Genomic DNA, 22,066 nt, shown 5'->3' with positions numbered 1-22,066 from the left:
GCGACTACTTTCGAATATGATTGTAACCTTTTAAGACCGCAGCCCAATCCWCGGGCTGCCAGCGGATTTGGCGCTTCTCTTTTTCTTTTTTAAACGAGCGATGAAGGCGGGCAAGATTATCCTCTTTCCACTGTTCGCCATCACGCTGTTGGCACTTATCAAAATCAATCAGCCACAGTTTGCCTTTTCTATCACGAAGAATATTATGGATATTCAGATCAGAATGGCACACGCCAGCATCATGTAAACGACGCACCAAGCGGCCAATGGCGTGATAATCGTGAGCTAGCAAGCTGTTTTCGCTTAATATCGCCACCAAGTCACGGGCTCCTGGGACTTTTTCTACCAAGATATCGGCACGATAGGTACGGCCTGTCTTTACCGCACGAGCAGCGACGGGGCGCGGTACAGGGAGTTTTTTCTCGCGCAAATAAGCCAATAAGCGCAACTCCGCCCCGCAGCGCGTTTCCTCCCAGCCCGTAAACCAGTATTGGTCTTTCACCAATTTGCCGAACAGGCCGCCGCGATAATAATGCCGCAGTGCCATCTCCATTTTCGGGCTTCGGACAAAAAAGGTAACCCCTCGCCCTTTGGCCGAGCCGGTGACGGCAGCCTGTTGGTGCCAAAAATGAATATCAAAATACTGGCGCGGCTCCCCGACCACCAAGGTAGGATCGTACCAGATGCACTCGTTTTCGCGTTGCTCGACTTCTATACTCACGGTTTTTCCTGTTTACGCACTGACGCTGGCGCACATCAGTGTACCTTGCTCGCGGTTAGAATCACAGGCAAGGGCACGCAAGAGAGTCAGAACAATGCGCGCAGAACAAGGATTTGATAACCTCTTCCCAATACACGTTTTTAAGGATAAGCCAGTGACACAAAAACAACATACCCGCGTGATTTACCCGGGCACATTTGATCCGATCACCAACGGTCACTTGGATCTGATTGAGCGCGCGGCACGAATGTTTGACGATGTGATTGTGGGCATTGCCGCCAGTCCAAGCAAACAACCGCTTTTTGATCTGAATGAACGCGTCGCCCTGACGCAAACGGTCACCGCGCACTTATCCAATGTCTCCGTGGTTGGGTTCTCAGGATTACTGGTCAACTTTGCCAAACAGTACCAAGCCAACATTTTGGTCCGTGGTTTGCGTGCCGTATCAGACTTTGAGTATGAGTTTCAGTTGGCCAACATGAACCGGCGTTTAATGCCCGAGCTAGAGAGTGTCTTTTTAACCCCGTCGGAGGAACACTCTTTTATCTCTTCCACACTCGTCAAAGAAGTGGCTTTGCACGGGGGAGACACGCGAGAATTTGTGCACCACGAGGTACTCAAGGCTCTGAAAGACAAGCTGCAGGCAACGCCTTCATCCTAAAGGCTGGCATTGCGGGCAAAATACCGTTGCCCGCTGTCCAATTACGATACGCTCAAGCACAACGTCACAAGCCGGACAAGGCTGACCGGATTTACCATAAACACGCAGCGCTTGGGCGAAATAACCGGCTTTACCATCCGCTTGCGTAAAATCTTTAAGCGTGGTTCCTCCTTGAGTGATGGCGGCTGCGAGAACGGTTTTAATTTCGTTCACCAAGCACGCCGCCTCAGTCGCCGTGAGACTACCCGCGGGTCGCTTAGGGTGAATCCCCGCACAAAATAACGATTCGTTAGCGTAAATATTGCCTACCCCAACTACCACCGCGTTATCCATAATAAAGCTCTTCATCGCCATTTTTTTCCCTGTTGCTTTGGCTAACAGGTAGTCAGGGTCGAAAGCATCGGTTAATGGCTCGGGGCCCAATTTACCCAAAACGGAATGGGGCGTCTCACCGTCTTGCCACAGCCAGGCGCCAAAGCGGCGTGGATCATGATAACGCAGTAAGCGCCCATTACTGAGTGTCACATCGACATGATCGTGCTTCTCGGGCGCCAGTGACGTCGGTAGCACCCGCAAACTGCCTGACATACCCAAGTGGATAATCGCCGCCCCGACATCGGTTTCTAACAACAGATACTTGGCCCGACGGGTAACCCGGCGGATAACCTGCCCTTTAAGTTGCTGCAGCGCATCGGGAATCGGCCAACGTAACTTTGGCTGACGAATAGTAATATCGGTCACCGTTTGCCCTTCGACATACGGTATGATGCCTAAACGGCTCACTTCTACTTCCGGTAATTCTGGCATAGCAATGGCTCTGGATTATCACGATTTAGTTAGCGGGAAAAGATACCGACGATCAACAGACACCGCCAGCCATTGCCCCTGCTCATTTTGCATCAACCAAAATTGGGGCTGCTGATAATAAGTAATACGGATCGGCTCTTTGTCTGGACTACGGGTCAACTCAAGCGTACGGGGAGCGGTAAGTTGTGGGCGCAGTGACTGTAAGGTTGCTTCATCAACTTGGGTGCCTGCCAACCCTAGCCACCGCTGAGCCAGCTCGGTTGGACTGATCACTAACGGCTTATCCGTTTGCCAGCCATCCAAGGTACGGGTGAGCGTTAAATGCGCAAAGCGCAGTGATAACACCTCACTGCGTGAGTCCACCAGCGCAATGACGCCTTCAGGCATGGCATTTGATTGGCGCTGATGACGTAAATAATCGGGCAATAGCATTAAGCCAAAAAAAATCACGACTGAAAAAATCAGGATGTTGTTCCACGTCTGCCGTTTTAGCTTCATGTTTTCTCACCCAAGGCCGCTGTACGTATTTATCGCAGTATATACCCAAATACTGACGGATTTTAGTTATAAAAAAACCCAGCCGAAGCTGGGTCTTTTATCAAAGCATCGATCAAATTACTTGATTTTGGCTTCTTTATACATAACGTGCTTGCGAACTACAGGATCAAATTTCTTGATCTCGAATTTGCTAGGCATGTTACGTTTGTTCTTGTCTGTGGTGTAGAAGTGACCAGTACCCGCTGAGGATACTAGACGAATCTTCTCACGAACGCCGCTTTTAGCCATTCTCTAATTCCTCTTATACTTTCTCACCGCGGGCACGCATATCTGTCAATACAGACTCGATGCCTTTTTTGTCGATGATGCGCATACCTTTAGTGGATAGGCGCAGTTTAACGAAGCGTTTTTCGCCTTCTACCCAGAAACGATGAGTTTGCAGGTTCGGCAGAAAACGACGCTTGGTGGCGTTCTTAGCGTGAGAGCGGTTGTTACCAACTACAGGACGCTTGCCAGTTACTTGGCATACTCGTGACATGAAAGTCTCTCCAAAATCGTTTCGGCTCGATATCAACCTTGTCCGCAAGTCCTGCAACGTTAAGGTCAGGTCGAAGGTCAAGGCTATCAAAGGTGGCGCATTATACTAACTGAATTCACATTGCTCAAGTCCCGAGCAGATCCTTTTATGCGCTTTTTGATCGTTTTTTTCGCCAAAGGCGATCCTTAGGAGGATAACAACCAACCTCGTTCAGCGAACGATACCACATCTCCGTCCCCGACCACCAGATGATCTAACACGCGTACATCCACTAATGACAAGGCATTGGCGATTTTATCAGTGATATGTCGGTCCGCTTGGCTCGGTTCAGCGACCCCAGAAGGATGATTATGTGCCAAAATTAACGCAGCGGCATGAAGCTCTAATGCACGACGAACAATTTCTCGCGGATAAACACTGGCGGCATTGTGGGTCCCTTCAAATAATTGCTCATCGGCAATCACGCGGTGTTGGTTATCGAGAAATAACACATAGAAGGCTTCTCGTGGCCGATCGCGCAGTAACGTCGAGAGATAACGCCGAGTATGATCGGGGCTGGTCAGGGCATCCGTTTTACTTAACGTCTCTTTTAAATAACGACGGCTGAGCTCCAGTACCGCTTGCAGTTGCGCGTATTTCGCACTGCCTAACCCCTTACGCTGACAAAACGCCGTTTGATCGGCTCCCATCAGCGCACGCAACGAACCAAAGTCCGTTAATAAATGATCGGCCAGCGCAACCGCACTCATCCCTGTGACACCGGTGCGTAAAAATATCGCCAGTAACTCAGCATCCGATAAACTGTCCGCCCCACGTGCTAATAGACGCTCCCTTGGACGACAATCCAAGGGCAAAGTTTTTAAGCTCATTATTATCCCTCTTTGATTTTGTCGCCAGTTAAGACACGCGAGGGATCTCGCACAATCCTTTTTGAGCGGAACTGCGGCTCGCTCGCGATTTTCCCTTGATAAGCACTCAAGGGTTTCAACCGCTCAGTGCTTAGGTCGCATTCTACTTGGCTCACATCCCACGCGCTTTCCTTTGCGCTAACACACTTTTTGCACGGCGGATTATGGTATGGTTTCGCCATTCAAGCACAAACACACAGAGCATTATGGCCAATTCTTCAACACAGCCAGCCCAAACGCTGGCAGGTAAACGTATTCTGCTTGGCATGGGCGGTGGAATTGCCGCCTATAAGTGTGCCGATTTGACTCGTCGCCTGATCGAGCGTGGTGCCACTGTCAAAGTGGTAATGACACGCGCTGCTAAAGAATTTATCACACCGTTAACCCTGCAAGCAGTCTCAGGCCATCCGGTCTCTGATAGCTTGCTCGATCCAGCTGCTGAGGCTTCAATGGGGCATATCGAGTTAGCGAAATGGGCAGATTTAGTATTGATTGCCCCCGCTACCGCCGATTTAATCGCCCGTATTCACGCTGGGATGGGGAATGACTTGCTCACCACGGTGTGCTTGGCCACCGATGCACCGATTGCGATTGCCCCGGCGATGAACCAGCAAATGTATCGCGCTCACGCTACCCAAGCGAATATACAGGCCCTACGCACGCGCGGTTGCCTTATTTGGGGGCCGGATAGCGGTGCCCAAGCCTGTGGCGATGTGGGGCCAGGCCGTATGCTTGAGCCACTGGCCTTAGTGGCAGAGTGTGAACACTGGGCCGGCCCAAAACCGCTTACCAATAAACGGGTAATGATTACCGCCGGGCCAACCCGAGAAGCCCTGGATCCGGTTCGCTATTTGTCGAATCACAGCTCTGGAAAAATGGGCTATGCCTTGGCCGAGGCCGCCGCCAGTTTGGGGGCCGAAGTGACCTTGATTTCCGGTCCGGTTGCATTAAGCACGCCCACCGGTGTCGCGCGCGTGGATGTCACCACGGCCCAACAAATGCATGATGCTGTGCATGCCTCTATCACCGAGCACGATGTCTTTATCGGCTGTGCCGCGGTCGCTGACTACCGTCCACAAACGATGGCCGAGCAGAAGATGAAAAAGCAGGCAGATAAAGACACGATGACCGTTACCATGGTGAAAAACCCCGATATTATTGCCTCGGTCGCCAACTTAACCCAGCATCGCCCATTTACGGTCGGTTTTGCCGCCGAAACCCAGGATGTTGCAGCCTACGCACGTGATAAACTCACCCGCAAAAAGCTCGATATGATTTGCGCAAATGATGTGTCTCACGCCGATCAAGGCTTTAACAGTGATCATAATGCCCTGCACCTATTCTGGTCTGACGGTGACAAAGCGCTCCCCCTTGCGGATAAACCGACGTTAGCGCGTAGCGTAATTGCACACATTCACACGCGCTATTTGCAACGATCGATAAAAGAATAAGGGAGAAACCCAGCACACCGGAGCCCTTAGCTCCGGGTGAAAAACAAGTTCAAAAGCGTGCGCCATGGCTACGCTTTTTGCTTTTAATACAGAGACCTCGTCGCTAAGATAAGAGGAAAGCGTCACACTCGGCGGCACCTCTCCATGATGCCTCCTTTAAACGTCGCCAGTGTGATAGATAAAAAGACAAAGGAATCGCATCCATGGCAGCCCCGAAAAAAAGTAATCGCCGCGAAGAGATCCTCCAAGCGCTCGCGCAGATGCTGGAGTCAACCCAAGGCAGCCAGCGCATCACCACCGCCAAGCTCGCCGAGCAAGTCGGGGTGTCAGAGGCCGCGCTTTATCGTCATTTTCCCAGTAAAGCACGTATGTTTGAGGGCTTGATTGAATTTATCGAAGACTCGCTCTTATCCCGCATCAATCTCATTATTGAAGAAGAAAAGGACACCTTGGTTCGTCTCAAGTTGATTCTGCAATTATTGCTGGTGTTTGGTGAACGTAACCCAGGGCTGACACGCATCATGACAGGCCATGCGCTGATGTTTGAGCAAGACAGGCTACAAGCGCGCATCAACCAGCTTTTCGAGCGCGTTGAAGCACAGCTCAAGCAAGTATTACGTGAGCGTCGCTTGCGCGAAGGAAAGGGCTTTCCTTTAGATGAAGCCGTGCTTGCCAGTCAGCTTATTAGCCAAGTGGAAGGCGGCTTTTGTCGTTACGTACGCTCATCGTTTAAGCAGCTGCCAACCGCGAATTTTGAACAATACTGGCAACTGCTGACCAATCAATTGCAATGAGCGGTGTTGGCTGCAACGCAAATGGGCGCAATGCAATGGGCGCAATGCAATCGGCGTCGTTCAACGAGCGCAATGCAACTGGCTACATCTATAACGCTAGCCAGCTGCATGCACGTTGCTTAAATGCCGTAGTTCGCTTGGTACCCTTTCACCGCGGCTAACTGCGCCGGATCCGCTTGGCTTTGTTCTAAGTAAGCGACTAAGTCAGACAAACTAATGATAGAGACGACTTGGCAACCAAAGTCACGCTCCACTTCTTGGATCGCCGATAACTCACCTTGGCCGCGCTCTTGGCGATCAATTGCCACCAAGACACCCGCCAGTTGTGCGCCTTGCGCCTGAATCAGTGTCATGGACTCGCGAATCGCGGTGCCGGCGGTAATCACATCGTCCACTAACATTACTCGACCTGCGAGTGCACTGCCTACCAAGTTGCCACCTTCGCCGTGGTCTTTAGCCTCTTTGCGGTTAAAACAATATGGCGTATCCACATCATGATGCGCCGCGAGCGCCACCGCTGTGGTGGTCGCAATGGGGATCCCTTTATACGCCGGGCCAAACAGCACATCATAATCTATGCCTGCATCCATCAACGCCGCGGCATAAAATTCACCCAGTTTTGCCAAATCGCGCCCGGTATTAAACAACCCCGCATTAAAAAAGTACGGGCTCTTACGCCCCGACTTCAGGGTAAATTCGCCAAACTTCAAAACCTGCCGCTCAAGGGCAAACTCAATAAACTGGCGCTGATAGGCTTTCATGCAGTCCTCTCTTGCTGTCTGTGATTATTATCGGGCGTTCGCGACGCGCGCCCATCTCAGGTTAATAGATAAAAAAATAGCCCCCAAGATGGGAGCCATTGCAATAGGATTATTCGGCCAGGGCCGATTTTTGCGCGACGACAATGTCATCAATGCCCTTACTGGCCAGTGCCAACATGGCATTGAGCTCATCGGGCGTAAACGGCTCAGCTTCTGCCGTGCCTTGCACCTCAATCATGCGGCCATCTTCGAGCATCACCACATTCATGTCGGTATCTGCCGCTGAGTCTTCCACATACTCGAGATCGCAAATCGGCGTTTGTTGATAAATGCCCACCGACACCGCAGCCACGTGGCCACGCATTGGATTCGCAGCAAGCTTGCCGTTACGCACTAACGCATTAAGCGCGTCCGCCAGTGCCACACTCGCCCCCGAAATAGACGCCGTACGTGTGCCGCCGTCGGCTTGAATCACATCACAGTCAACCGTAATGGTGCGCTCACCCAATGCTTTTAAATCGACCGCGGCGCGCAAACTGCGGCCAATCAAACGTTGGATTTCTACCGTGCGGCCACCCTGCTTACCGTTTGACGCTTCACGGCGATTACGGGTGTGGGTCGCACGTGGCAACATGCCATACTCGGCGGTCACCCAACCTTGGCCCTTGCCTTTCAAAAAGCGTGGCACGCCCTCTTCGATCGTGGCATTACAAATCACCTTGGTATCACCAAAGCATACCAACACAGAGCCTTCTGCGTGGGCCGTGAAACCGCGGGTAAAGCTAACGGGACGAATTTGGTCGAGTGCTCTTCCACTTGGGCGCATGCAAGTTACCTTCATTGACTGACAGAATGTGGACGCGATTATACGTGTTTCTCCGCCCGCTTGCGATCCCTGTCCGCCCAACAGACCAAGACAGCTGACGCAAGAAGAGCAGATGCGTATACTCTTCATTATTCACTCTTAGCACACAAAAGCAGGTACACATGATCCACAGTATGACCGCCTACGCGCGACAAGAACTCAAGGGCGATTGGGGCAACGCGGTTTGGGAAATCCGCTCCGTCAACCAACGCTACCTTGAAACCTATATCCGCATGCCTGAGCAGTTACGTAGCCTCGAGCCTGTAGTGCGCGAGCGTTTCCGTAAGCGCCTCGCCCGCGGCAAAGTGGAATGTAACCTGCGTTTTGACACCTCCCAGGCAAGCCAAGACAAACTCACCATCAACGAAGGCTTGGCCAAACAAGTCATTGACGCCGCACAGTGGGTCAAGGATACCGCGGGCGAAGGCAACATTAACCCGTTTCAGGTATTAAACTGGCCGGGCGTGATGGAAGCGCCGGAGCAAGATACCGATGAGTTGCACCGTGTATTACTCGCCGGTTTAGATGAAGGGCTAGAGGCTTTTGTGGCGGCCCGGGCCAGCGAAGGCGACAACATGAAAGTGCTGATTGAGCAGCGATTGGATGCGATTAGCGCTGAAGTGATCAAAGTGCGCGAAAAAATGCCCACCGTGATTGAGTGGCAGCGTGAACGTTTAACCACACGTTTTGAAGAAGCCAAAGTAGAGCTCGACCCAGCTCGCGTTGAGCAAGAAATGGTGATGCTGGCACAAAAAGTCGATGTGGCCGAAGAGTTAGACCGCCTCGACTCACACGTTTCAGAAGCGCGCAAAATCCTCAAAAAAGGCGGCGCCTGCGGCCGACGCTTGGACTTTATGATGCAAGAGTTCAACCGCGAAGCCAACACCCTCGCCTCCAAATCGATCAGCACCGAAATCACCGCCTCCGGCGTCGAGCTCAAAGTGCTCATCGAACAAATGCGCGAGCAGATCCAGAATATTGAGTGATCAATAGCGGTTCGCGGCGCTTAACTATCAGTCATATAAAGACAGCTCGGCTCTACATGTCGGGTTGTTTTGTATCGCCTATAGCGTTATGCGAGTAGGCCCCTTTGCGGGAGCGGTAAAGCAAATCTGTATTAACTGCTTGTGTTATCCCGCTTTTCACTGTTTTGACTCATTTTTTGGATTTTTAGGCTGAGCCCGCACCACGCGAATACCGCAGTAAAAAATAGCCAGAGCCCAATCAATGCCCACATATTCTCAGTCATAGCTTGCTCTACCCTCCCACATTATTCATCCAACCAGTGTCTACAAAAGATTCGCCATCCCCTAGCCTACCGCCAGCTTCGCCGCTTGCTGCCACATAAAGTTTGGCATCGGAGTGGCTAGCTCCCACGTAATATCCATCGGCTGAGAGCCGGTGTGTGAGATATAATTCACTTCGCCAAAATTCACAAACCCCATGGTACGCCCGAATTCATCTTTAGTTTGCTCACGTACAAACAAAAACAGGCGCTTCCCTATCTTTTGATGTTGAATGTAATCTTTGCCGCGGCCTTTATCAGGGCGCGAGCTGTTTTGCGACTGCCAGTGAAAGCGTGACGCGTTAATCGCATAATCGTGATACATGGTCGTCGGGGAAAATTGCTTTTCATTTTTATCCAAGGTGACAAATAACAGTTCGATGTTTTGATCTTTAAGCGCATAGAGCCCCTCTCGTGCAGGTGGCTGCCGCTCCAACGTGGTAGCGCCAAACCCAACTAGAATTTGCTCACGCGCATATCGAGCATGAAGTCGCAATGGCACATCAGGCAAATCGTCCATCCTTAACTGCTCGTGCTTGGTTTGTGACAGTTTCCAGTCCAACACATCCATTAATTCTGCTTTGATGCCCAGCCGCCTTAACGCGGCAAAGCTTTGCGTAATGGATGAAAAGCCAAGAGCTGGCCCTGTTTGTTGCCAAACATCATAATGGCACATGAGTCGATGCCGTTCGTTACCCGTATCAGGCGCAAAGTCTGTTTGGCAAAGCTGCTTTAAAAACTGTAGATACGCATGATCATCAGTGGTTAAAATCCGCTGAAAAATCGCCTTCTTGATTGTTTTAAGTGCACTTTCATCAACAGAAGCATCATTGATCTGTAGATCTGCTTTGAACACCAATTCTGACCAGCAGCCTCGCTTGTATAGTTCGTTCAAATCAATATGCGGATACAAGGTTAGAAAGTTCGCAAGCGTCAGCGGCAGATGGGTGTGCTGAGGATATTGCCGAACCATTGCCACTAAGGGCCTTAGCTTTAACGACGCTTTGCTAATGTTATCCAATACCATTTCTTGGGTGCGCTTAGTAAGCTCAATTCGACAGCCCAAAGGCGCATGGGGGAAGCCTTGTTCAATCTCATGGTTAATCGCTCGAGCGCTCTTACCCACCAGCGCCCGAAACTTGTTTGCAAAGTCATACTCGGGACGCGAATGACCGACAAAGTCGAGGACGGTGCAGCACTCTTTGCCCTCGGCTAACCGTAAACCGCGGCCTAGCTGCTGAAGGAAAATGGTTAAACTCTCGGTGGGACGCAGAAACAATAAGGTATCTACTTCAGGGATATCGATCCCCTCGTTGAAAATATCAACCACACAAAGCACATTGATCTCACCGGCGCGCAGCGATTGCTGCTTTCGCTGGCGTTCATGCCGATTGTCGCTAGTCAACACATCCGCCTTAAGCCCTTGCAGTGAAAACTGTTGAGCCATGTATTGAGCGTGTTCTTTACTCACACAAAAAGCGAGTGCTTTCATACGGCTAAGATCCGTGATGATCTCGTTCATGCTGAGTAATATCTTATCCACCCGGGCTTGGTTGGAGGTATAGAGGTTAGTCAGCTGTGCAATATCATAGCGGCCACGCTGCCAAGGAATGGTCCTCAGATCGGTATCATCATCAATACCAAAATATTGGAATGGGCAAAGATGACGACGATTAATCGCCTCTGGCAACCGAATCTCAGCCGCAATAACGCCACCAAAATCCGCGAGAATATCGCCGCCATCGTGACGCTCGGGTGTCGCCGTCAGGCCCAGTAGTATTGACGGTGAAAAGTAGTGCAAAACCGCTCGATAACTGCTCGCGGCAATATGATGCACTTCATCAATCACAATGTAGTCATAGTAATCGGCCGTCAAGTTGAGCGTATCGAGCTGGTTGTTCAATGTTTGAATCGAGACAAACAACTGGCGGTAATGATCTGGCGTGTGACCACCGACCCACAGCTCACCAAAGGAGCTGTTGCGTAATACTCCCCGATAAGCCGCGCGCGCCTGCTTAAGGATTTCTTCACGATGAGCYACAAATAAAAAGTTGGCATCAGGGTGGATTTTCAAAAAACGGGCAAAATCAAACGCAGAAATCAGTGTCTTACCTGTCCCTGTTGCCGCCACCACTAAATTGCGAAAGCGCTGATGCGTCTGACGCTCAACCGTCAGCTGCTCCAGAATTTCATGTTGGTGTGGGAAAGGAGAGAGATCGAAGAAAAACGTAGTACCATCTTCTTCGCCACCACGCTGCTGCCGAAGGGCCTGATTCAGTTTGTCGGTACTTTTTACATCTCCGTCAAACCGCTCAAATTCATTCGACGCCCAATACGTTTCAAAAGTGCTGAGTGATTTATTGATAATATGGGGGATTTCTTGCGAGGTGATTTTAAGGTTCCACTCCAACCCATTCGTCAGTGCAGAATGTGAAAGGTTTGAAGACCCGATATAACCGGTGTGATAGCCGGTCTCGCGTAAAAACAAATAGCTTTTTGCATGCAGACGTTCACGCTCGGTATTGTAGCTTAACTTCACCTCGGTATTGGGTAGACTGGCTAAATACTCCACCGCTTTCGCGTCTGTCGCGCCCATGTATGACGTAGTGATGACCTTTAACTCGCGACCACTGCGGGTAAATTCTTCCAGCTCTTTACGAAAAATTCTTATCCCCGCCCACTTGATGAATGATACCAACCAATAGATTTTGTCTGCGGATAAAATCTCTCTTTTCAGCTCTGACTCCAATGAAAGACCCGCATTACTGCCACAAAAAAGCTCACTTTGCGTTAAGCCGGTGAGTGGGAAAATATCTTGCACATAGCGCGCTAAATCAGATGCTATCGGGTTTTCAAACTCATAAAGGGCCGTCAGGATTTTACCCTGACTCGCGAGCAAATTATCGTCGATAATGTCTTTATCGTGGATCTGGGTTTTCAGCCACAACAAGAATTGGTTGGATAGTGTGATTTGCTGCGCTAGGCGATCGTCACTGGCAGGCACGGCGTCGAGCACATGGTGCAAAACATGCGATAAAAAGCGAGACAACCAAACTGACGCCTCGTTGCTGGTAAGCGTCCGCTCGCCAACATAGAATCGCTCTCGATCAATACGGCTCTCAATAAGCTGCGTTACCAGCTGCTCGTAAATTCCGATCTGCTGCATTTTTTCCTTCCACGCTATAAGCCTGCATCACCTTACAAACCACGGATTGTAGGCGTTATGAAAGGATCACTTTTCTATACTTTTCAAACAATAGCAACAAAGAGTTAAGTCACACTCTCGTCTGAGGTCTACACAAAGTGACTTCACAGGTAACAATGTGTAGACCTAAAGGCGGGCATAAAGGCTTTCAACCAATCAAAATTCAACGATATTTTTTGCTAACAACACTGGGTCTGCCTGGGGTGGACCCAATCATTTAAGCAAATCACTCAAGCGATTTAACAATGCTTTACGACGGCTATTAGCTGCCACAAACCGCTTAAACCGCTGATCAAAGGACGCAGTGACGCGCTCTTTATGCGGCTGGGTGAGCTGATAAAGCCTATCCAATGAGTCTAGAGTCTGCCAAAGCAACAGCAATTGGCGAAAGGAAATTTGCCCAGTCAGCTCAAGCTTTTGCTGATGAAGCACCCCCGATGTTGGATATCCAACTACTGGGGGTTACCTCATTTTTACCAGAGGGGCCTGGGCGTGTACTTAACTCACCGCTTCAGGCTTTTTTTCGGCCACCGGTTGCTCGGCACGGCGCTTGTGTTTGCGGTATTTAGGATGGGTGATCGGAATGGCAGAGAGTAGCGTTTGGGTGTACTCGTGCTGCGGCTGGTGGTAGACGGTTTCGGTCGGCCCTTCTTCCACCACATGACCAAAGTACATCACCGCCACCTTATCGGAGATATGACGGACCACCGATAAGTCGTGCGAGATAAAAATCATCGCCAAGTTCATCTCTTGCTGGAGTTTCAACAACAGATTAAGAATTTGTGCCTGCACCGACACATCCAAAGCGGAGACCGACTCGTCACAAATTAGCAGTTTCGGTTTGAGGGCGATCGCCCGGGCAATACCAATCCGCTGCCGCTGACCGCCCGAAAACTCATGCGGGTAGCGGTTTACCGCATCGTGGGGCAAGCCGACTTTATCCAACAGCTCAAGCACCCATTGGCGACGCTCTTTCGCGGTACCAACATTGTGAATAATAAAGGGCTCTTCTAAGATCCCGCCGATGGTATGACGCTGGTTGAGCGACTCGAGCGGGTCTTGAAAGACAATCTGCATGTCTTTACGCAGTGACCGCATCTGACGTGGCGACAACGGGGTGATGTCTTTACCTTCAAAGAAGATCTTACCCTCGGTGGGTTCAAACAACTTGAGTATGGTACGACCCAGGGTACTTTTGCCACACCCCGACTCCCCCACCAGCCCAAGTGTTTCACCTTGTGACACCGACAACGATACGCCATCGACGGCTTTAATGGTGTAGCCTTGACGAAGCAGGCCTTTGCCGGAGACAAAATACTGCTTCAGATTTTCTACTCTGAGGACTTCCTTGCTCATCGCGTTCTCCTGCAACTATGTCGATGATGGCGCTGCATCAAAGTCTTCCAACGGGCGAATATCAATCATCTGCTTGGGTTGGTGAGTACGCCCCGGCATTAACCCCAGCAAACGCTTGGTATACGGATGGGCGGGGTTGTCAAATAAAGTAAAAATATCGGCCCGTTCGCGAATTTGGCCATCGTACATCACCGCCACGTCGTCACACACCTCGGCGACCACGCCCAGATCGTGGGTGATAAAAATCACCGCCATGCCGGTTTCTTCTTGCAGCTCGTTAATCAAGTCCAAAATCGAGGCCTGCACCGTCACATCTAGGGCGGTGGTTGGCTCATCACATATCAAGATATCGGGCTTACAGGCCAGTGCCATGGCAATCATGACCCGTTGGCGCATCCCACCAGACAGGTTGTGCGGATACTCATTGAGACGCTTTTCAGGCAGTGGGATTTTTACCTTGTTCATCATATCCAATGCGCAGGCATACCGGGCTCTTTTATCCAGCTCCGGGCGGTGCAACATCAAGACTTCATTGATTTGCCGACCAATGGTATGCACAGGGTTCAGCGCCGTCATTGGGTCTTGAAAGATAATCGAGATCCGATTACCGCGCATTGCATAGCGCTCTTTGGCGGGCAAGGTCACCAAGTCTGTCCCGCGATACAGAATCTCGCCGCCGGTCACTTGCCCATAGGGTTTAGGCAGCAAGCCCATAATTGACATCGCAGTAACACTTTTGCCACTGCCCGACTCGCCGACCAAGCCGAGCGTGCGCCCGGCTTTTACTTCAAAGCTCACCCCGTGAAGTACCTCACGGGGGCCATCGTCAGTGGTAAAATTAACGGTCAAATCCTTAACCGAAAGAATGACATCCTGGGTCATAAGCGCCTCTACAGCTTGTATCTGTCATCAATGATGGTCACCGGCTCAAAGGCTTTATCGTCGTCCATGGCCTCTTCGGTGGCGTCTTTCATCTCTTCATCAATCCAGAAGGTGCCAAAGCCCATCACGCGGCCGCTGGTGACCATGTTTTCGGTRCGCTTGGTCATCGCGTTATCTGGGATTTGCACATAACGCCAAAAACCTTGACGCACATAGGGCACCATGTACCCCGGTACAATCACACTGGCTTCTGAGATTTTGGCGCGGATTTGATGCGACAGCTGATACTTTTTCGCCGTATCAAACTCGCTTTTATAGGCCATGATCAGCTTATCCAATGCCGGTGAGCTGTAGTTAGAGTGGTTGTTTGTTTGCGTTTTATTAGCGTTATCCGAGTGGAAGTACTCCCAATAGGCCGGAATTTCCGAGGTACCCATATTAAGAAAGGCCAACTGATGCTTTTTCTCGAGTACGTATTTAAACGCCGATGAGCCATCGACCAAGTTAATAGTAAATTCCAGCCCTGCTTGCTTGGCCTGCTCTTTTAAGTAAGCAATGCGTGGTGTGTGCTGCTGATACCCATAAGTAATCGCGAAGCTTAAACGCTCGCCTTTGTCATTGACGCGAATACCATCGGCACCAACCTGGTCAAAGCCGGCTTGTTCGAAATGGCTGATCGCTTTTTTAGGATCAAACGCTGGCGGTGTTGCACCATCATTGTCGTATTCACCATGACCAAAGCCCATTGCATGCGGTTTACGCGAGTAATCGCCACGGGTGATTTTTTCAATCATGCCGTCAAAATCGGTGGCATAGAGAATCCCTTTGCGTACATTGATATCATCCAGCATTGGCATGGCCGAGTTCATCCACAAACCGCCCGCGCCAACCGGCACTTCGTTATACCCCCAGAACTTGGTGATATAGCCTTTTTTATAAGGTTCAGATTGGGTTTTTTCATGCCAGATATCTGGAAGAACCAAATCGAACACATCCAAATTGCCCTTTTCAAAATGCTTCATGGCAATGTCGTTATCGCGGATCACGCGCATTCGAATACGCTCAACATTGTAACGATTTTGGTAATAGGGGTTGGTATAACCCCACCAATCGTCTACATGATTAAAGGTGAGTCGGCGTCCTTTTTGCACACGGCCCAGCTCATAAGGCCCCATGGTGGGCTCGGCCTTAAAGTTATAGCGGCGCACATAGTCATCAGCAATGCCGTCTTGGTTTTCATCTTTGCGCGGATTAGCGTAAAAATGCGCAGGGCGCGGAATTAAGCTTCCTAAGGTATACATTAATTCTTCTTGGTTTTTCTCTACTGCACTCGATATGGCCACAGTATGGGCGTCGATTTTCTCCACGCTACCAATGGTGTTGGTGTAATAGTCGTTATACCAAGGGGCAACAATGTCTTTAGAGCGATAAAACTGCATCATAAACACAAAATCATCGGCGGTCATTGGTTCGCCATCTGACCAAGTCGCTTCTGGGTTAAGCTTAAAATAGATGGTTTTGTTGTCGTCACTAAATGCCCACTCGTTGGCCAAATCCGGGATCCATTCCAGTGTATCTGGGTGGCGCTTTACCAGTGAGGGCATTTCATCAAGAAAGTAACTGCGCAGGCCTGAGTTTGAATCCGGCCCCACAGTGCGTAATGTCTGCGGAAAACTCTGCAAATGGGTACGCAGTGTACCGCCGCGCTTGGCGTCGGGAGAGCCGATTTTGGGGGCATCCCAGTTAGTTTGCCAATTGAGATTTGCAGGCAATTCCGCCGCCCAGCCGCTGAGGCTAAACAAGGAAACGGAGGTAGCAAGGATCAGTTTTTTCATCGTGATGTCCTTATCTTGATGCACACATTGCTTGTTATATTTAAAAATTGTTGGTTGTATTTAAAATCAGTCATAACGGGTGAACTTTTTYGGATCAAACGCGGCTCGGACCGCTTCCCCAATAAAGGTCACCATCACCAACACCAACACCAGAGACGACACCACAGAGGCAACAATCCATGGCGCATCCAGATTTGATTTACCTTGCTGTAACAGCTCGCCCCAACTTGGCGTCGGTGGCATCAGCCCCAAACCGAGATAATCCAGCGCCGTTAACGCGGTAATATTGAGGGCGATGGTAAAGGGCGCCAAGGTCACAATCATCACCATGGTGTTGGGCAAAATATGGCGAAACAGGATCCGGCTAGTAGAGGCACCCAATGCACGCGCCGCCATCACATAATCACGCGACGATTCTTTGTACGTCATGGTGCGCATATACCAGGTAATCGCCATCCAGCCGAATAGCACATTAATCGCGACGAACAGGGCAAACGTGGGTTGGAGAATCGAGACTAGAATCATGATCACGTACAAAAACGGCACCATCGACCAAACCTCGATAAAGCGTTGGAAAAACAAATCAAACTTACCGCCCCAAAATCCCATCGCACAGCCCACGGCGGTGCCAATCGCATAAGACGCAGCCATGGTCAGTAACGCAAAGCCCATGGCAATACGAAAGCCGTATACCAAGCGGGCGAGAATGTCGCGGCCGATATCATCAGTACCGAGATAATGCTTGTCTGCGGCACTTGGCGCCGTGGGCGGAAAGTCGCCACTAAAGTCTTGCTCAAGCGGGTTCCACGGCACCAGAGGCATGACTACATAATTGTCGCCACTTTGTGCCTCGAAAGCTTTATCGAGCTGACGATAATTGACTTCGCTGGTGCCTACTTGGCCAAAGTCGCGCGCTAAATACACATCGCTCATCACAGGGAAGTAATAGTTGCCGTCGTATTTGACCATTAACGCTTTACTGTTGATCAACAGCTCGGCAAATAGCGACAGCACCAACATGGTGGTCAAGATCATAAACGACCAGTAACCACGTTTAATTTGCTTAAAACTGCGGATTTTCTTTTGAGTTAAAGGGCTAATCGTCAACATATCAAGATCCAAACTTCACGCGAGGGTCAATCAAGGCAACACAGATATCAGAGATGATATTGCCCGCCAGCAGTAATAGCGCATTGATGGCAACAATCCCCATCACCACCGGATAGTCACGCTCCATAATCGATTCATAGCCGAGCAAACCAATGCCGTTGATGTTAAAAATCACCTCAATCAAAAATGCACCGGTCATAAAGAACAACAACGAGTTGCCAAAATGGCTAGCAATCGGGATCAAGCTGTTGCGCAGCGCATGTTTGCGCACCGCCGAGCGGAACGGTAACCCTTTGGCAATGGCGGTGCGGATATAATCCGCGGAGAGGTTTTCCATCAGGTTGTTTTTCATCGTCATGGTCAAAGTGGCAAAATCACCAATCAGATAACAAATCAGCGGCAGTACCGCATGCCACATCACATCTTTGGCGCGTTCCCAAAAACTGGTCGCGTCGTAGTAAGCATCGCCCACAAAGCCCCCCATCGGGAACCATTCGAGGTGATAGCTAAATAAGGTGATCAGCAAGACCCCCACCACGTAACCCGGCAGGGCAAAACCAATAAAGATAAGTACTGAGGAGGATGAATCAAACACCGAGCCGTGCTTGAGGGCTTTGTAATAGCCAAGCGGAAGGGAGATAAAATAACTGATAAAGAAGGTCATCCCGCCATAAAACAGCGACACCGGCAGGCGCTCGGCAATCATATCCGCGACCGGCTCGTAATAGCGCGTCGACTCACCTAAATCAAAATTGGCCAACTTTCCTAACCAATCCATATAGGCTTCAACGACGGGTTTATCGAGACCATAAAAGGCGCGCAAATCGTCCATTTGCGCTTCCGACAAGGCCGAGCTATCTCCTGCACGTTGCAAGCTCGAGCCGCCATCACCTTGTGCTTGCATTTGGGTCATCATTCGCTCAACCGGCCCGCCAGGCACAAGGCGCGTGATACCGAAAATCAAAATGGTGATCCCAAGAAACGTCGGTATCACTAAAAGAAACCGACGTATAAAGTACGACAGCATAGTCCACTACTCCCTGTTGACTGTCTAGACTCAACGACATCTTAACGAGCCGCTTTATTAGTCTATGGTATCGAGTTGTCAGTGCCATCCTAGGCATCGTGGGGCTCACCCCTCATGACACATGATACTTAAGGTTTCTATATTTATCTTGATTTATCACCACGATCAACGGTCCATATCCGTGTGGCCTGATTTTTTTTCTCTTTCGATAGCAGGCACTTACAAATCAAAAAAAACAACATTCATTCACATGACAATAAAATTACAGAATATGACAAACTCATCAATTGAGMTTTTGCTCTAGAAGTTTACGCAAAAAAGGCGCATAAATTTGCGTAGACGCTATAGATACAGTTGCCAAATCAATGTCATTTTTTTAGCTAATGTCGTTTTTTTTGTTAACCAGTGTCAGTTTAAATCTGGAATCACTACTTTTCCGCTGAACGTATGAACGCCACTATTACCGATGCACGCATTAGATAGATTATGCGGCAACAAACCCAACAATGTTAAATAGTTGTATATTCTTTAAATTCATTCATCACCAGCATATCCACTTACCGTAAAGCCCAGCACACTCATCCTGCACCACATGAAACAATTATCTAACAATAAAAAGAAGACTAGTTATATAGACATGCTTATACGCTAAAAATTAAAACAAAACACCAAAATAAACGAAATTAACCGTGACAGCGCGGATAGAGGGTGTCGCTGTCACTTGTTTGACGCCTAGACGAAACATTCGGTATATCTGGCTGTCACGCGCTCAGGGATAAGAGCAGTACTGGGGATACGCGCTGGCGAAATAGTCAAATGACAGGGAGCAATTAAGGATGAAGATAAGAACAACGGCACTGTCTGTTGCCATTGGTCTGGCAGTGGGATCAGTCACATTCGCCTCAACCGCCATCGCGGACGAGTCTCAAGAACAAGCACAAGAGCTGCAGAAGCTGAAAGTCACGGGATCGCGGATCGCAACAACCTCGCTGGAAGGTCCCAGCCCTGTTGATATCTATACGAGTGAAGATATCGCCGAGATGGGCGCGACGAGTGTTGATGACGTTCTGCGCGGGCTGCCTCAAAACGGCAGCGGCAGTTACGGTAATAGTTTCACCAATAGCTTCGCGGCCGGTACCTCCGGCGTATCTTTGCGTGGTTTGGGTCCAAGTAGAACGCTCGTGCTGCTTAATGGACGGCGTATCGCCAACTATGCATTTGGCCAAAACCTTACCGATACTTTTGTCGACCTAAACAGTATTCCATTGTCAGCTGTTGAGCGCATTGATGTGCTTAAAGACGGCGCGTCTGCTTTATATGGGTCAGATGCCATTGCAGGCGTTATTAACGTCATTCTTAAGAAGGATTATGAAGGGCTGGAGTTAAAGACAAAAACAGGCATCACATCAGAAAAAGATGGTGAAGAGCTTTCTGCAACCATCACTGGCGGTAAAAATGTAACAGACGATACCAATATCATGTTCTCGGTAAATCTCGTAAGCAAAGGTTCAATTGCTCGAGAAGACCGCAAGAATACCGCATCGGCAGATTTAAGCTCGCGTGGGGGATATGATTGGCGATCGAGCATGGGTGTGCCCGGTACCGTGTATGATATCGATGGTAATAAATTGGACGATCTCTGTTCAGATTTTACCAAAGATTGTAAATATGATTTTGCATCTGAAGTTATAATGGTCCCAGAAAGCGATCGAATCAGCGTTATCACTGCTGTTAATCACGATCTCTCCATAGATACTAGCACGTTTTTTGAGGCAGCCTATAACCGCGTGCAAACTACTACAGTCTCGGCACCAACACCAGTATCGCACCGCGGTGATGATGCAATCACTGTGTCCAGTTCAAATAGTAACAACACTTACGGTGAAGATGTCAAAATTGGCCATCGCATAACCGCAGCACCCAATCGAGTCAACGAAACAACTACAGATTCATGGCGATTTGTTACGGGGGCTGAGGGCTATACTTCATTGTTTGATCGTGAAGCAAGCTGGAACACTGACGTTGGTTATCATATCACTGAAACAGAAACCATCAGCTCTGGCAGCATTAACCAAACTGTATTTCAGCAGTTGATTGATAATGGAACCTACAACCCATTCACAGATAAAAATTCTGCGGCATCTGTTGCGCCCGCAGTGATGTCTACTAAACGAGATGGCAAATCGGAGATTGGCTTTTTCAATGCAGATATGAGTCTCCCTGTCTACGCGCTGGACAGTGGCGATATTCAAGCGGCACTCGGTGTTGAGTTACGCTACGAATCGGCAGAAGACAATCCCGATCCAAATGCCAGCCAAGTCATTGGCTCAGGCTCAACATCTTATGAAGGCGACCGTACTGTCTCCGCTGCTTATACCGAGTTCATGCTCCCTGTCCATGAAGACATTGAAGTGCAACTTGCCGGTCGGTTTGAGCACTATGACGACTTTGGTAATGCCTTTAGCCCTAAAGTCTCAGTGCGCTATCAACCTAGCGATATAGTGGTCTTTCGCGGCTCGTACAGTGAAGGCTTTAAAGCACCGACCTTGCCAGAAATTCACAGCTCCTCAACCTCACTACAATTCGTTAAGGATGGAAACAAGGGATTTGAGCAACGCGAAGTTATATTTTCAGGTAATCAAAACCTAGATGCTGAAAAGTCCGAATCGTTTAACTTTGGTGTGGTTGTTGAGCCATTAGAAAACTTATCCTTGGGTGCCGATTTTTATCGTATCACCAATACCGATAAAATCGGGTCGTTATCTAGTCAAGATCTTGTCGACAACGGAAGTGACCTTGTTGAGAGAGACGCCGCTGGAAATATAGTCCGCATTCAAAATGGCTATTTAAACTTAGCGAAACAACAAGTCCAAGGTGTTGATGGCAATATTGACTATATGTTTGACACCCAAGAGATGGGGTCGTTTGGTATGGGGCTCCAAGGGAGCTATATCGATTCCTTTAAAGTGTCTGATACCAATGGTGTTTTATCAGAAACAGCAGGTAAGGATACGGGAGGCGTACAAGGCGGCGGCCCTCGCTTTAAAGGGAACGCGACACTGGCGTGGACGCAAGGTGATATCAAGTTAGTCAATGTACTTAATTACACGCACAGTTTCGACGCTCTCGAAACACGTAAAACTGACTCATTTAAAGAAATTGATAGCTTTACGACTTGGGATTCTCAGTTTAAATATTCAGGAGTTGAAAACTTCGATATCGCCGTTGGTGTTAATAATGTGACTAATGAATTAGCACCTTTCTATAACAGCAGCGATGGCTATAACTTTGCGGTTCATAGCAATGTTGGCCGATTCATGTATATGGATTTAACGTACAACTTCTAACTCAAACCTGGCGCG

At 49.4% G+C, this 22,066-nt stretch carries 19 protein-coding genes and 1 pseudogene; 5 read left to right on the top strand and 15 right to left on the bottom strand.

What is annotated here, in order from left to right:
* Window positions 1-4 precede the first annotated feature (4 nt).
* On the bottom strand, window positions 5-715 hold the full coding sequence (locus tag BZG77_RS05575) for a 3-deoxy-D-manno-octulosonic acid kinase (protein ID WP_077646535.1): 711 nt from the start codon (window positions 713-715) through the stop codon (window positions 5-7).
* 160 nt (window positions 716-875) lie between these two features.
* Here BZG77_RS05575 and coaD point away from each other — a divergent pair, with 160 nt between their 5' ends.
* Window positions 876-1,382, top strand: coding sequence for a pantetheine-phosphate adenylyltransferase (coaD, locus tag BZG77_RS05570; RefSeq protein WP_241844106.1), 507 nt, complete (start codon window positions 876-878; stop codon window positions 1,380-1,382).
* Here coaD and mutM read toward each other — a convergent pair.
* From mutM to radC, 5 genes are all read right to left on the bottom strand, one after another.
* Window positions 1,374-2,189: a bifunctional DNA-formamidopyrimidine glycosylase/DNA-(apurinic or apyrimidinic site) lyase gene (mutM, locus tag BZG77_RS05565; protein ID WP_077646505.1), complete on the bottom strand. Its 816-nt coding sequence runs from the start codon at window positions 2,187-2,189 to the stop codon at window positions 1,374-1,376. The two genes, coaD and mutM, sit on opposite strands and share 9 nt — an antisense overlap.
* 18 nt (window positions 2,190-2,207) lie before the next feature.
* Window positions 2,208-2,687 carry a hypothetical protein gene (locus BZG77_RS05560; RefSeq protein WP_077461508.1) on the bottom strand — a complete coding sequence of 160 codons (480 nt, stop codon included), beginning with the start codon at window positions 2,685-2,687 and terminating at the stop codon, window positions 2,208-2,210.
* A gap of 117 nt (window positions 2,688-2,804) precedes the next feature.
* Window positions 2,805-2,975: a 50S ribosomal protein L33 gene (rpmG, locus tag BZG77_RS05555; protein ID WP_025673846.1), complete on the bottom strand. Its 171-nt coding sequence runs from the start codon at window positions 2,973-2,975 to the stop codon at window positions 2,805-2,807.
* 13 nt (window positions 2,976-2,988) lie between these two features.
* Entirely contained in the window at window positions 2,989-3,225 is a 237-nt protein-coding gene (gene rpmB, locus BZG77_RS05550) for a 50S ribosomal protein L28 (protein ID WP_025673845.1), read from the bottom strand.
* A 185-nt stretch (window positions 3,226-3,410) separates the two neighbouring features.
* Window positions 3,411-4,094 (bottom strand): RadC family protein, encoded by a 684-nt coding sequence (gene radC, locus BZG77_RS05545; RefSeq protein WP_077461507.1) that lies wholly within the window; start codon window positions 4,092-4,094, stop codon window positions 3,411-3,413.
* 245 nt (window positions 4,095-4,339) lie between these two features.
* Here radC and coaBC point away from each other — a divergent pair, with 245 nt between their 5' ends.
* Both coaBC and slmA read left to right on the top strand, forming a co-directional pair.
* Window positions 4,340-5,584 (top strand): bifunctional phosphopantothenoylcysteine decarboxylase/phosphopantothenate--cysteine ligase CoaBC, encoded by a 1,245-nt coding sequence (gene coaBC, locus BZG77_RS05540; RefSeq protein ID WP_077646504.1) that lies wholly within the window; start codon window positions 4,340-4,342, stop codon window positions 5,582-5,584.
* 203 nt (window positions 5,585-5,787) lie between these two features.
* Complete coding sequence (gene slmA, locus BZG77_RS05535; protein ID WP_025744387.1) at window positions 5,788-6,378, top strand: nucleoid occlusion factor SlmA; 591 nt, start codon at window positions 5,788-5,790, stop codon at window positions 6,376-6,378.
* Window positions 6,379-6,497: 119 nt separating this feature from the next.
* On the opposite strand, the gene pyrE is transcribed toward slmA, so the two are convergent.
* Together pyrE and rph are read right to left on the bottom strand one after the other, a co-directional pair.
* Window positions 6,498-7,139, bottom strand: a complete 642-nt coding sequence (gene pyrE, locus BZG77_RS05530) for an orotate phosphoribosyltransferase (protein WP_077461505.1) — start codon at window positions 7,137-7,139, stop codon at window positions 6,498-6,500.
* 109 nt (window positions 7,140-7,248) lie between these two features.
* Window positions 7,249-7,965 carry a ribonuclease PH gene (gene rph / locus BZG77_RS05525; RefSeq protein ID WP_025744385.1) on the bottom strand — a complete coding sequence of 239 codons (717 nt, stop codon included), beginning with the start codon at window positions 7,963-7,965 and terminating at the stop codon, window positions 7,249-7,251.
* A gap of 161 nt (window positions 7,966-8,126) precedes the next feature.
* Between rph and BZG77_RS05520 the strand changes: the two genes are divergently transcribed.
* Window positions 8,127-8,990 (top strand): YicC/YloC family endoribonuclease, encoded by an 864-nt coding sequence (locus tag BZG77_RS05520; protein WP_077646503.1) that lies wholly within the window; start codon window positions 8,127-8,129, stop codon window positions 8,988-8,990.
* A 324-nt stretch (window positions 8,991-9,314) separates the two neighbouring features.
* Here the strand turns inward: BZG77_RS05520 and BZG77_RS05515 are convergent, their stop codons facing one another.
* The 7 genes and pseudogenes from BZG77_RS05515 to BZG77_RS05485 all read right to left on the bottom strand — a co-directional run bounded on the left by BZG77_RS05515 (window position 9,315) and on the right by BZG77_RS05485 (window position 18,704).
* On the bottom strand, window positions 9,315-12,455 hold the full coding sequence (locus BZG77_RS05515; protein WP_077646502.1) for a DUF3427 domain-containing protein: 3,141 nt from the start codon (window positions 12,453-12,455) through the stop codon (window positions 9,315-9,317).
* A gap of 252 nt (window positions 12,456-12,707) precedes the next feature.
* A pseudogene (locus BZG77_RS14910) lies at window positions 12,708-12,914 on the bottom strand (hypothetical protein); the annotation flags it as partial.
* Window positions 12,915-12,992: 78 nt separating this feature from the next.
* On the bottom strand, window positions 12,993-13,850 hold the full coding sequence (locus BZG77_RS05505) for an ABC transporter ATP-binding protein (RefSeq protein WP_077646500.1): 858 nt from the start codon (window positions 13,848-13,850) through the stop codon (window positions 12,993-12,995).
* A 15-nt stretch (window positions 13,851-13,865) separates the two neighbouring features.
* Window positions 13,866-14,732, bottom strand: coding sequence for an ABC transporter ATP-binding protein (locus BZG77_RS05500; protein WP_077646499.1), 867 nt, complete (start codon window positions 14,730-14,732; stop codon window positions 13,866-13,868).
* Between the two features lie 8 nt (window positions 14,733-14,740).
* Window positions 14,741-16,567 carry an extracellular solute-binding protein gene (locus BZG77_RS05495; RefSeq protein ID WP_077646498.1) on the bottom strand — a complete coding sequence of 609 codons (1,827 nt, stop codon included), beginning with the start codon at window positions 16,565-16,567 and terminating at the stop codon, window positions 14,741-14,743.
* 66 nt (window positions 16,568-16,633) lie between these two features.
* Window positions 16,634-17,677: an ABC transporter permease gene (locus BZG77_RS05490; RefSeq protein WP_077461495.1), complete on the bottom strand. Its 1,044-nt coding sequence runs from the start codon at window positions 17,675-17,677 to the stop codon at window positions 16,634-16,636.
* A 1-nt stretch (window position 17,678) separates the two neighbouring features.
* Window positions 17,679-18,704, bottom strand: coding sequence for an ABC transporter permease (locus tag BZG77_RS05485; RefSeq protein ID WP_025744376.1), 1,026 nt, complete (start codon window positions 18,702-18,704; stop codon window positions 17,679-17,681).
* A gap of 836 nt (window positions 18,705-19,540) precedes the next feature.
* Here BZG77_RS05485 and BZG77_RS05480 point away from each other — a divergent pair.
* On the top strand, window positions 19,541-22,051 hold the full coding sequence (locus tag BZG77_RS05480; RefSeq protein ID WP_077646497.1) for a TonB-dependent receptor: 2,511 nt from the start codon (window positions 19,541-19,543) through the stop codon (window positions 22,049-22,051).
* The last annotated feature ends 15 nt before the right edge of the window (window positions 22,052-22,066 follow it).

The sequence above is a fragment of the Salinivibrio sp. IB643 genome (genome assembly GCF_001996105.1).
Taxonomy (GTDB): domain Bacteria; phylum Pseudomonadota; class Gammaproteobacteria; order Enterobacterales; family Vibrionaceae; genus Salinivibrio; species Salinivibrio costicola.
Note: the sequence above shows the minus strand (reverse complement) of the source record. Positions and strands in the feature narration are given on the sequence as shown.